General features: G+C 41.0%; 10 protein-coding genes and 1 other RNA gene. 10 read left to right on the top strand and 1 reads right to left on the bottom strand.

The genetic code is table 11. From position 1 onward, the window contains the following. Positions 1-2 precede the first annotated feature (2 nt). The 5 genes from aspS (at position 3) to AB1471_RS01810 (ending at position 5,007) form a co-directional block, all read left to right on the top strand. A complete protein-coding gene (gene aspS / locus AB1471_RS01830) occupies positions 3-1,775 on the top strand; it encodes an aspartate--tRNA ligase (RefSeq protein ID WP_367777832.1) in 1,773 nt (590 codons plus the stop codon). 61 nt (positions 1,776-1,836) lie between these two features. Then, a non-coding RNA gene (gene ssrS / locus AB1471_RS01825) (6S RNA) lies at positions 1,837-2,022 on the top strand. A gap of 215 nt (positions 2,023-2,237) precedes the next feature. Then, the gene (locus AB1471_RS01820; RefSeq protein ID WP_367777831.1) at positions 2,238-2,996 is read left to right on the top strand and encodes a tRNA threonylcarbamoyladenosine dehydratase; all 759 of its coding nucleotides are present in this window, start codon (positions 2,238-2,240) and stop codon (positions 2,994-2,996) included. A gap of 141 nt (positions 2,997-3,137) precedes the next feature. Continuing rightward, the gene (locus AB1471_RS01815) at positions 3,138-4,070 is read left to right on the top strand and encodes an ABC transporter ATP-binding protein (protein ID WP_367777830.1); all 933 of its coding nucleotides are present in this window, start codon (positions 3,138-3,140) and stop codon (positions 4,068-4,070) included. Then, on the top strand, positions 4,063-5,007 hold the full coding sequence (locus AB1471_RS01810) for an ABC transporter permease (RefSeq protein WP_367777829.1): 945 nt from the start codon (positions 4,063-4,065) through the stop codon (positions 5,005-5,007). The genes AB1471_RS01815 and AB1471_RS01810 overlap by 8 nt, the downstream gene beginning before the upstream one ends. Positions 5,008-5,028: 21 nt before the next feature. Here the strand turns inward: AB1471_RS01810 and AB1471_RS01805 are convergent, their stop codons facing one another. Continuing rightward, positions 5,029-6,309 carry a replication-associated recombination protein A gene (locus tag AB1471_RS01805; RefSeq protein ID WP_367777828.1) on the bottom strand — a complete coding sequence of 427 codons (1,281 nt, stop codon included), beginning with the start codon at positions 6,307-6,309 and terminating at the stop codon, positions 5,029-5,031. A 127-nt stretch (positions 6,310-6,436) separates the two neighbouring features. On the opposite strand from AB1471_RS01805, the gene cymR reads away from it, so the two are divergent. The 5 genes from cymR to recD2 all read left to right on the top strand — a co-directional run bounded on the left by cymR (position 6,437) and on the right by recD2 (position 12,449). Beyond that, positions 6,437-6,856: a cysteine metabolism transcriptional regulator CymR gene (gene cymR / locus AB1471_RS01800; RefSeq protein ID WP_367777826.1), complete on the top strand. Its 420-nt coding sequence runs from the start codon at positions 6,437-6,439 to the stop codon at positions 6,854-6,856. 18 nt (positions 6,857-6,874) lie between these two features. Then, positions 6,875-8,017, top strand: a complete 1,143-nt coding sequence (locus tag AB1471_RS01795; protein WP_367777824.1) for a cysteine desulfurase family protein — start codon at positions 6,875-6,877, stop codon at positions 8,015-8,017. 41 nt (positions 8,018-8,058) lie between these two features. Continuing rightward, on the top strand, positions 8,059-9,174 hold the full coding sequence (gene mnmA, locus AB1471_RS01790) for a tRNA 2-thiouridine(34) synthase MnmA (RefSeq protein WP_367777822.1): 1,116 nt from the start codon (positions 8,059-8,061) through the stop codon (positions 9,172-9,174). A gap of 170 nt (positions 9,175-9,344) precedes the next feature. Beyond that, positions 9,345-10,016: a tetratricopeptide repeat protein gene (locus AB1471_RS01785; RefSeq protein ID WP_367777821.1), complete on the top strand. Its 672-nt coding sequence runs from the start codon at positions 9,345-9,347 to the stop codon at positions 10,014-10,016. Positions 10,017-10,037: 21 nt separating this feature from the next. Beyond that, entirely contained in the window at positions 10,038-12,449 is a 2,412-nt protein-coding gene (gene recD2 / locus AB1471_RS01780) for an SF1B family DNA helicase RecD2 (RefSeq protein ID WP_367777819.1), read from the top strand. Positions 12,450-12,493: the final 44 nt, after the last annotated feature.

Raw genomic sequence — 12,493 nt, 5'->3', positions numbered from 1 at the left:
ATATGTTTGGAAGATCATTTTATTGTGGAGAAGTACCAACAGCATCAATTGGAGAAAAAGTGACACTGAAAGGTTGGGTACAAAAACGCCGTGACCTTGGTGGTTTAATTTTTATTGATCTTCGTGACAGAACGGGAATGGTACAAATCGTTTTTAATCCTGCTATTTCAGAAGAGGCGCTTAAACAAGCTGAAAGCATTCGTAGCGAATACGTGTTAAGTGTTGAAGGAACAGTTCAAGCACGCGATGAAGGTATGATCAACAAAAACATATCGACTGGTACGATCGAAATTTACGCTACAGACGCAACTGTTATTAGTGAAGCGAAAAATCCACCATTTGCTATTGAAAACAAAGCAGATGTTGCGGAAGAGATTCGATTAAAATATCGCTATCTAGATCTTCGTCGACCAGTCATGAGTGATACATTTAAAATGAGACATGAGGTCACTAAATCCATTCGTCGCTTCCTAGACGACGAACGTTTTATCGAAGTTGAAACACCCATGCTAACGAAAAGTACACCAGAAGGGGCACGTGATTATCTTGTGCCAAGTCGTGTTCACGAAGGTGAGTTCTATGCCCTACCGCAATCACCTCAGCTATTTAAACAAATGCTGATGGTTGGTGGCTTCGATAAATATTATCAAATTGCTCGCTGCTTCCGTGACGAAGATCTTCGTGCAGACCGTCAGCCTGAATTCACACAAATCGACATCGAAACAAGCTTCATGAGCCAAGAAGACATTATGAACATGAACGAGAGTATGATGGCACAAATGATGAAAGATGTGAAAGGCATTGACATTGAATTACCGCTTCCTCGCATGACGTATACAGACGCAATGGAGCGTTTTGGTTCAGATAAACCAGACACTCGCTTTAAAATGGAGCTTGTAGATGTATCATCGATCGTGGAGAATTCTGGATTTAAAGTCTTTAGTGGAGCAGTCGCAGGTGGAGGTCAAGTAAAACTGATCAATGTCAAACAAAGTGCGGCCAACTATTCACGTAAAGACATTGACGCGCTGGGTGAATTTGCTGGACGCTACGGAGCAAAAGGCTTGGCGTGGCTGAAAGTGACTGCTGAAGGCTTCAACGGACCAATCGCAAAATTCTTTGGGGAAGAAGAGCAAGCAAGCTTAACATCTGCAGCAGAAGCTGAAGCGGGTGACTTACTGCTATTTGTAGCTGATAAAAAATCAGTTGTAGCAGATGCATTAGGTGCTCTGCGTTCAAAGCTCGGCAAAGATCTTGGCTTAATTGATAAATCAGTGTTCAACTTCCTGTGGGTGACAGATTGGCCACTGCTTGAATACGCGGAAGACGAAGGTCGTTATTATGCAGCTCACCATCCATTTACAATGCCTGTGCGTGAAGACTTAGCGCTTCTTGACACTGACCCAGCTGCAGTACGAGCGCAAGCCTATGACCTTGTTTTAAACGGTTATGAATTAGGTGGGGGATCACTTCGAATTTACGAGCGCGACATACAAGAAAAAATGTTTTCTGCTCTTGGTTTCTCTCAAGAAGAGGCACAAAGTCAGTTCGGGTTCTTACTTGAAGCCTTTGAATACGGTACACCTCCACACGGTGGAATCGCGTTAGGTCTTGACCGTCTAGTTATGCTTCTAGCAGGCCGCACAAACCTTCGCGACACGATCGCATTCCCGAAAACAGCTAGCGCAAGCTGTGTGTTAACGGAAGCACCAAGCGAAGTAAGTAGCGCTCAACTTGCTGATTTGAGACTGTCACTGAATCTTCAGAATAATTAATAAATAAAACTACAAACGAATTGATCTTTTAAACAGGTTATGCTATTATTTACTCACACGGTAAGTCCTGATGTGTTCGTTTTCATCAATCAGTTTTGACCGAACAATTGGATTAATGGGAGCCTGCGTTTTCTTGCATCGTGCATGCCTTTTGCGAGGACACACCAATCAAGAAACAGGGCACCCACCTGCTGAGAGCGGGTTCAAAACGATAGATATATACCGAGACGGCACAATTGGGATTTACCACCCACTACATAAGTGAACCACCAGACTTGGTCTGGTGGTTTTTATCATGAGTAGAGGGCATTAATTTTTTTTGTAATATTGAACCATCAAATAGTCGTGAGGTTGTCTGTGGAAGAGTATACCCGACAATCCAGCCCAATCGAATATTGATTTAAACATGAAAGTAAGCTATTCTTAATTTCGTCATAACTAACCAATTTGGAGTTGATTTAAATGCTTCACCAATTTTCACGTAATGAGCTGGCGATTGGGTCAGAGGGGATCGAATTATTAAAGGGGAAGACGGTTGCGGTACTTGGGATTGGCGGCGTTGGGTCTTTTGCGGCTGAAGCGCTTGCTCGCAGTGGCGTAGGTCGTTTGATCCTTGTTGATAAAGATGATGTTGATATTACGAATGTGAATCGTCAAGTGATCGCATTGTTGTCTACAGTTGGACAACCGAAAGCGGATTTGATGAAAGAGCGCATTGCGGATATTAACCCAGAGTGCGAAGCAATTTCGTTAAAAATGTTTTATACAGAAGAGACGTATGAAGAATTCTTTAGCTACAAACCTGATTTTGTAGTGGATGCTTCTGATACGATTTCGTTCAAAATTCATTTGATTAAAGAGTGTTTGAAACGTGAGATCCCTGTTATTTCAAGTATGGGTGCTGCGAATAAAATGGATCCGACACGCTTTCAAATTGCAGACATTTCTAAAACTCATACAGACCCAATTGCTAAGGTGATACGTAAGCAACTAAGAAAAGAGCGGATTCCAAAAGGAGTTCCAGTTATTTTTTCTGACGAGAGCCCGATTGTTATTCGTGAAGAAGTACGTAAAACGGTTGGCAACGAGCAGGCAGCCATTCGCAAAGCGAAGATGCCACCATCTTCCAATGCTTTTGTTCCTTCAGTTGCTGGTTTGATTGCAGCAAGCTATGTCATTAATAAGATGCTTAAAGATATTATGATTCAACGAGTTCAATAACGGCGATAAAAACCGATTCTATAACTAGAGTCGGTTTTTTTTTTTTTTTTTGAAACTTTTCCCAATCGACAACGTATAACTGGAGGAAGCTTCTAAATTAGTTATATAAGGTGAGCTGAAATGGAAAGGAGAGAACAATTCATGACACAGCAATCGATCGTTCAACTAAGAGATGTCACGAAAACGATTCGTGGGAAAACGATTATTGACAAGGTTACATTTGACGTTTATGGAGGGGAAGTATTCGGTTTCCTCGGACCAAATGGAGCCGGTAAAACGACGACGATTCGGATGATCGTCGGTTTGATGAAGTTAACAGACGGAGATGTACTTATCGAGGGGAAAAGCATCCAAAAGGATTTTGAGGACGCTGTTCAACACGTTGGTGCCATTGTTGAAAATCCTGAAATGTATAAATTTCTTTCTGGCTACAAAAACCTTGTTCATTACGCAAGAATGTATAAAGGTATTTCAAAAGAAAAAATAGATGAGGTTGTCAAACTTGTCGGGCTTGAAAAACGAATTAACGAAAAAGTGAAAACGTATTCTCTCGGAATGCGTCAACGTCTAGGGATCGCTCAAAGTTTACTGCATGATCCTAAAGTGCTGATTTTAGATGAGCCTACAAACGGGCTAGATCCTGCTGGCATTAGGGAAATTCGTGATTACATAAGAAAGCTTGCCAAAGAACGTGGGATGGCGGTAATCGTCTCCAGTCATTTGCTGTCTGAAATGGAAATGATGTGTGATCGAATCGGAATCATTCAAAAAGGGAAATTAATTGATGTTCAAACGATGCGTGATTTTGTTTCGACAAAAGGGCAGTTATTTAAACTTGAAGTCTCTCAACCAGAAGATGTAAAAGAGAAAGTTGTCCAATACAATTCTGATTGGACAGTTGAAGTCGTAGAGCGATCACTTGTCATTGATATGACCAAAGAGCAAATTCCTGACCTTGTTCGTTGGTGTGCGGCAAATGATATCGATGTGTATGGCGTCTCACCAGCAACCAAAACACTGGAAGATCGATTCCTAGAAGTAACGTCTCAGGAAGGAGCGGGTACACATGTTTAATTTAATTCGCAATGAATGGATGAAAATTTTACACCGTCCTGGCACGTATGTGATGGCTGGGTTGTTAATACTTGCTGTGATTATCTCAACCGTCCTTTTTCTTTTTATTGATTCCACTTTTGGAGAAGGAGAAGAAATAACGTGGCAACAATCGCTTGAAATGGATAATGAGCAAATACAAGAGACGCTCGAAACAGGAGGGTACGATCCGTATATACCAAGTGCAGAAGGAGCACTTGCAATCAATGAATATCGTTTAGCAAATGACCTTCCTCCGAACTCAGCAAAATCAATATGGACATACTTAGAAAATAACTCTTTTATGCTTGCATTGGTTGGATTGTTTGCCATTATTATGGCTTCAGGAATCGTAGCGGGCGAGTTTTCTTGGGGAACAATCAAGCTACTCATGATTCGGCCAATTGCGCGATGGAAAATTCTTCTTTCAAAATTCATGACTGTTGCCACTTTTGCTCTCGCTATGAGCGGAATTTTAGTAATTCTATTATTGATTTTAGGATTTGTTTTTTATGATTCAGGGACGACCACCCGTTTGATTTATGAGAATGGTTCAGTTGTTGAAGGGAGCATGATTCCATATTTGGTGAAAGTATATATATTTAACTCGATTGATGTGATTTTATTAGCGACGATGGCCTTTATGATTTCTGCTGTTTTCCGTAACAGCTCGATGGCAATCGGAATTAGCTTATTCTTGTATTTTGTTGGTGGATCAGCAACGGGTTTCATCGCAATGTACTACGACTGGGCAAAATACAGTTTGTTTGCAAACACCAACCTCTCACTTTATGAAATGGGTATGCCAGTAGTTGAAGGAATGACCATGACGTTCTCTGTCATTATGATTCTTATTTACTTTACTTTATTTGTTACACTTGCGTTTACTGTTTTTACAAAACGAGATATCTCAGCTTAAAGAAACGCCAGCTACAGGTCTTTATGTAGCTGGCGTTTTTTCGTTCATTTTATCGTATATTTGCTTAAGTGCTTGTTCAAACTTTCCTGTCGTTTTCGGTTCATAATAACGAGCGTTTTTTATTGTATCCGGTAAGTATTGCTGTTTGACCCACCCGCTTGGAAAATTATGTGGGTATTGATAGTCAAGTCCGCGACCGAGTTCTTTTGCTCCTTTGTAATGAGCATCTTTTAAATGCTCGGGTACAACACCGCTTTTGCCAGCGCGGATGTCACTAAGAGCAGCGTCAATTGCTGATATGCTTGAGTTTGATTTTGGGGACAGACAAAGTTCAATCACTGCATTGGCAAGTGGAATTCTTCCTTCAGGAAATCCAAGTCGCTCAGCTGATTCGATGGCAGCGAGTGTTCGTGCACCTGCTTGTGGACTTGCTAATCCTACATCTTCATAAGCGATAACGATTAGACGTCTAGCGATCGTTGGTAGATCGCCCGCTTCAACCAATCTACCTAAATAGTGAAGAGAAGCGTTCACATCACTGCCGCGAATTGATTTTTGAAAGGCGCTCATCACATCATAATGAGCATCACCGTCTTTATCGTGAGAAAAGCTTTTCTTCTGCAAACATTCTTCGGCAATGTCAACTGTGATCACAATGATGCCGTCGTCTTTTCCCGCAGTGGATTTCACGGCTAGTTCCAATGCATTTAACGCACTTCTTACATCTCCGTTACTGCCCGTGGCAAAATGAGTTAATGCTTGATCGGCAAGCTCTACTTGGATTTTTCCAAATCCTCTTTCTTCATCCGTTAACGCACGCTTTATCGCAATGGTTATATCTTCAATGGATAAAGGATGAAGCTCAAAGATCTGACACCTGCTACGTATCGCTGGATTAATGGCATGATACGGATTACTAGTTGTCGCACCAATTAAGGTGATCATGCCGTTTTCTAAATATGGCAGCAAGAAATCTTGTTTGGTTTTATCTAAACGGTGAACCTCATCCAATAGTAAAATGACTTTTCCGGACATTTTGGCTTCTTGAACGACAATTTCCATATCTTTTTTATTATTTGTAACAGCATTTAATGTACGAAATGCATATTGAGTACTGCCTGCTATAGCTGAGGCAATTGATGTTTTACCAATCCCTGGTGGACCGTACAAAATCATTGATGACAATTGCTTAGCCAGCACCATTCTCCTTATTATTTTGCCCTCTCCAACAAGATGCTTTTGTCCAATCATTTCATTGATCGTGCGTGGCCTCATTCGGAAAGCCAATGGTTTAATGCTCATAGGATCACCCCTAATTCGAGTAAGTTTCTAGCATCTATCATAGTATCAACCGCTATGAAATGCCAATCTTATGGGTTCTATGCTATAATGGCAAAAGTCAATAGTCGAGGTTAGAGGTGGATTCTTTATGAAAATTTCAACAAAAGGACGCTATGGATTAACGATCATGATTGAGCTTGCAAAACAACATGGAGAAGGTCCAACGTCGTTAAAAGCAATCGCAAAGACACATGATTTATCCGAGCATTATTTAGAGCAGCTAATAGGACCGCTTCGCAATGGGGGCTACGTGAAAAGTATAAGAGGTGCTTATGGTGGTTATGTGCTAGCGAAAGAACCAAACGAAATTACAGCTGGTGACATCATTCGTGCGTTAGAAGGCCCGATTAGTCCAGTTGAGGGTATCGAGGATGAAGCACCGCCACAACGTGAACTATGGATGCGAATCCGTGATGCTGTTAAAGATGTACTTGATCATACAACCATTGATGATTTAGCAAACTATACAAGTGAAGGCGAATCAGACGCCTATATGTTTTATATTTAGTAAGCGGAGGGAATTATTGTGAAGCAACTATATGCTGACCACGCAGCGACTACTCCTGTGCATCCGCAAGTGGTTCAGGTCATGACCGACATTTTGACCGATCACTTTGGAAATGCATCGAGTATTCATGCAGTCGGTCGTAGATCACGCCAGTTTTTAGATGAAGCAAGAACATCTATTGCCAAAAGTATCGGCGCACACTTTAATGAGATTATATTTACAAGTGGCGGCACAGAAGCAAACAACCTTGCGATAGCAGGTGTTGTGGAAGCGATGAAACAAAAAGGCAACCATATTATTACCACGAAAATCGAACATCATGCTGTGTTACATCCGTGTGAAGAGCTTGTGAAAAGGGGATTCAATGTAACGTTTTTAGATGTTGACGAATCAGGGCGCATTTCGATGGATGATTTTGAACAAGCGCTCACAGATGACACGATTTTGGTGACGATTATGTTTGCAAACAATGAGGTTGGTTCGATTCAGCCGGTTTATGAAATAGGCAATCGTTTGAAATCTCATCAAGCATACTTTCATACAGATGCTGTTCAAGCGTTTGGTTATGAGGACGTAAATGTACAAGAAATCGGTGCGGATTTGTTATCGGTATCAGCGCATAAAATTAACGGACCTAAAGGTGTTGGTTTTCTTTATGTGAAAAAAGGTACCTTATTGTCTCCACATCTATTAGGTGGTGAACAAGAACGAAAACGTCGAGCGGGAACCGAAAACATTGCATCTATCGCGGCACTTGCAAAAGCAACTGAGCTAGCGCAAACAGGGCGTAAAAAAAAGCGAGAAGAACTTTTAGAAATAAGAAATAATCTTCTCGGTCGTTTGGATGAACGAGGTGTGATGTATCGCATAAACGGTTCACTTGAGCATGGGCTTCCCCATGTGCTAAACTTAAGCATCTTTGGTGTCGATGTTGAAGCAATGCTCGTGAACCTTGACATGGCAGGAATAGCAGTATCAAGTGGTTCCGCATGTACTGCTGGTTCAATCGAGCCGTCTCATGTCCTTGTTGCTATGTTTGGGCAAGGAGATGAACGTTTACGGAATTCGATTCGGATTAGCTTTGGTCGCGGGAATACGATTGAGGACGCTCACAAAATTGCTGACGAACTAGCTAAGATTGTGAAACGACTCGTACATTAGCATAAAGCCAGTGAAATAATAAGATAAAGTGGTGGAAATAAATGAAAAAATCACCGGAAGAAACACGTGTGGTTGTAGGGATGTCTGGTGGCGTTGATTCTTCTGTTGCAGCGTTATTGCTGAAACAGCAAGGCTATGACGTGATCGGGATTTTTATGAAAAACTGGGATGACACGGATGATACGGGAATGTGTACAGCTACTGAAGATTACAATGATGTCATTCGCGTGTGTAATCAAATCGGTATCCCGTATTATGCAGTGAATTTCGAAAAACAATATTGGGATAAAGTGTTCACCTACTTTTTAGAAGAATACAAAGCAGGTAGAACACCAAATCCTGATGTGATGTGTAATAAAGAAATTAAGTTTAATGCGTTTTTAGATCATGCCCTAAAGCTTGGTGCAGATTATCTTGCGACAGGTCACTATGCACAAGTTGTAGAACGCGATGGTGAGGTGAAAATGCTTCGTGGAATAGATGACAACAAGGATCAAACGTACTTCTTGAATCAACTGACACAAGATCAGTTGTCCAAAGTCATGTTCCCAATAGGCAATATTGAAAAAAAAGAAGTGCGTAAAATTGCACAAGAAGCTGGTCTCGCTACCGCAACGAAAAAAGACAGCACAGGCATATGCTTTATCGGTGAACGTAATTTTAAAGAATTCCTTGGTCAATACTTGCCAGCACAACCTGGAATGATGGTAACGATGGATGGTAAAAAAGTCGGTAATCATGATGGACTAATGTATTACACAATTGGTCAACGACATGGTCTTGGAATCGGCGGCTCAGGGGAACCATGGTTTGTTCTCGGTAAAGATCTTGAGAAAAACGAGTTGTTTGTCGGACAGGGGTTTGATCACGAAGCACTTTACTCGGATTCTATTACAGCGACTGACATTAGCTGGACGTCAAATAAACCAGTCCCGACAACATTCACATGCACAGCAAAGTTCCGCTATCGTCAACCAGACGACAATGTGACGGTACACGTGAAAGAAAGTGGAGAAGTCGAAGTGGTCTTTGATCAACCAATACGTGCTGTGACACCTGGACAAGCTGTTGTTTTTTACAATGGTGACGAGTGCTTAGGTGGAGCAACCATTGATAAAATTTACAAAGATCAAAAACAACTTTTATATGTTGGCTAACTAATCGGAATAAGTGGTATTTATTTTCGGTCGTCACACTTATAGAAATAGGTGTGACGATGATGAATAAATGCTTGCTTGTTCCGGTTTTTTGCTGTCTAATTTGAAGTGAAGCTATGGTATACTTTGAATCAACTATTAATATAGAACCAACTATAGGAGTGGTATTTATGACAAATTTAAACGAACAAGCAATCCAAAAACTTCAAGATGGACAGTACGAAGAAGCTGTTGATCTATTAAATAAAGCAATTGAAGAAAATCCAACTGACACAGCGGCGTATATTAATTTCGGAAATGTGCTTGCGCAATTTAACGAAACTGAAAAAGCAGAGCGATTTTTCCAAAAAGCGATTACCTTAGATGAAGAAGCCGGACTTGCTTATTACGCTTTGGCTAACTTGTATTACAATGCTGAACGTTTCAGTGAAAGTGCCACTTTATATGAAAAATCAATCTCAAAAGGTGTGACAGAGTCCGATGCATATTTCATGCTTGGGCTGTCTTTTATGAATGAAGACAAAGTAAAGTTGGCACTGCCGTATTTACAGCGAGCAGTAGAACTATCTGAGGAAGATGCAGAAGCCTATTTTCAATACGGACTTGCACTCGCACACCTTGAAATCGGTGAAGAAGCAATTGAACAACTTCAAAAAGCTGTAGATCTTCAACCAAATCATGCGGATGCTTTATACAATTTAGGTGTTGCTTACGCAGGGTTTGAAGAAAATGCTACGAAAGCACTCGCATGTTTTGAACAAGCTATTTTGGCGCAACCAGACCATTACTTAGCGCTAAACGGCAAAGAGATTATGAAACAAGCGTTAGATTCCAACAGTTGATTGTGAAGGAGGAGCGCATGGATGGCTACCGAATCGATGGATTTATTTAACGAAGAAGAACCGTATATCAAAGGTCGTCATATCGTCACAATCTTTCATAACGAAGACAATATGTATTCTGTCGTGCGTGTTCGTGTGGAAGAAACGAATACGACTAACGAGGAGAAAGAAGCCGTTGTGACCGGTCATTTTCCAAAAATGCAAGAAGAAGACACCTATGTTTTTCACGGGAACTTTAAAGAACATCCTCGGTTTGGGATGCAATTTCTCGCCACTCGTTTTAAAAAAGATATTCCTCAAACAAAACAAGGCATCGTTCATTATTTGTCCAGCGATCTCTTTCAAGGTGTTGGAAAGAAAACAGCCGAGAAGATTGTTGATACGCTTGGAGAAAAAGCCATTTCGAAAATCATGGAAAATGAAACGGTATTACAGAATGTGCCGAAGCTTTCAAGTGACAAAGCGAAGCATATCTATGATGTGTTGATTGAACATCAGGGGCTTGAGCGGGTAATGGTTCATTTAAGCGATTGGGGATTTGGACCGCAGCTTTCGATGAAAATCTATCAACTGTATCAAGAAACAACACTTGAAATTTTGCAGAAAAATCCTTATCAGCTTGTGTATGAAGTTGAAGGAGTAGGCTTTGGAAAAGCGGATGAATTAGGCCGACACCTCGGATTGTCTGGAAAACATCCAGATCGAATCAAAGCAGCCTGTCTTTATTGCCTCCAGCAAACTTCTCTTCAAGAAGGACATGTATATGCAGACTCCAAGGATTTACTAGTAAAAGTAAAAGAGCTTCTACTAAAGCATCAGGCAGAAAACATTGAGTACAGCGATATTGCTAGTCAGCTCTTAAAACTCGATGAAGAAGGCAAGATTATTGGAGAAGACAAGCGGATATACATGCCGTCCCTTTATTTTTCTGAAAAAGGACTTGTAACAAATATACAGCACCTGTTATCACATAAAGAATATGAAGATCAATTTCCAGAATCGGAATTTTTGCTTGCGCTTGGTGATCTTGAAGAGAGAATTGATGTGTCCTATGCACCTTCTCAAAAAGAAGCCATTCAAAAAGCGCTCACATCACCTTTAATGATTCTCACAGGAGGGCCTGGTACGGGTAAAACGACAGTTATTAAAGGAATTGTTGAGTTATATGCAGAGCTGCATGGACTTTCGCTAGATCTTGATCAATATAGCAATGAAGAACCGTTTCCGATCGTCCTCGCGGCTCCGACTGGAAGAGCAGCTAAACGAATGTCAGAATCAACTGGCTTAAAAGCGATGACAATTCATCGTTTATTAGGGTTCACAGGCCAGGAAGAAATGGAAGATGATGATGAACGTTTAATTAAAGGAAGGCTACTCATTATTGATGAAATGTCGATGGTCGATACATGGCTTGCCCATCAACTCTTACAAGCCGTTCCAGAGACGATGCAGGTAATCTTAGTAGGCGACCAAGACCAGTTGCCATCGGTTGGACCTGGGCAAGTGTTACAGGATCTACTTAACTCAAAAGTAGTACCTACCGTTCATTTAACAGATATTTATCGTCAAGAAGAAGGATCCTCGATTATTGAGCTTGCCCACCAAATGAAACAAGGTCAACTGCCTCAAAATTTACGCCAGAAGCGACCAGATCGATCTTTTTTTCCTTGTCGAGCAGACCAAATGGAAGAAGTGGTGGGCAAAATTGTCAACAACGCCATCGCCAAAGGCTATTCATCAAAAGACATTCAGGTGCTTGCACCGATGTACCGAGGTCCAGCGGGCATTGATCGGTTAAATCAACTCTTACAAGAGTTGATGAACCCGAATAAAGATGGATCCAGAAAGGAACTTAAATGGGGAGATGTCACATATCGAATTGGGGACAAAATTCTCCAACTTGTGAATCAACCAGAGAGTCATGTTTTTAATGGTGATATGGGGGAAGTTATTTCGATTTTTTATGCAAAAGAAAATACGGAAAAACAAGATATGCTCCTTGTATCGTATGATGGGGTTGAAGTGACTTATACTAGACAAGATTTACATCAAGTGACCCATGCTTTTTGCTGTTCAATACATAAATCACAAGGTAGTGAATTTCCGATTGTTATATTACCTGTCGTAAAAAGCTATTATCGCATGCTACGTCGGAACTTATTGTATACGGCAATCACTCGTAGTAAACGCTTTTTAATTATGTGTGGGGAAGAAGATGCTTTTCGGTTTGGTGTGGAGAGAAAAGATGATTTAATGCGCTTGACAACCCTTCGTCAAAAATTGGAGCAAGTAGTTGAGGGTGATGGGGGAGTTGAATCGATAGAGCCTTTAAATGAAACGGTTTCTTTGGTGTCTGTTGATCCAATGATCGGCATGGAAGGCATCACCCCTTATGATTTCATGGAAGATCAAGGTAGGCGAATAAGAAGATGAATAATGGGCAACGATTGAGATAAAACAAAACACGACAATGTGTA

It is taken from the genome of Jeotgalibacillus marinus (assembly GCF_040801915.1).
In the GTDB taxonomy this organism is placed as follows: Bacteria; Bacillota; Bacilli; order Bacillales; family Jeotgalibacillaceae; genus Jeotgalibacillus; species Jeotgalibacillus marinus.
This window is presented reverse-complemented; position numbering and strand designations above follow the sequence as displayed.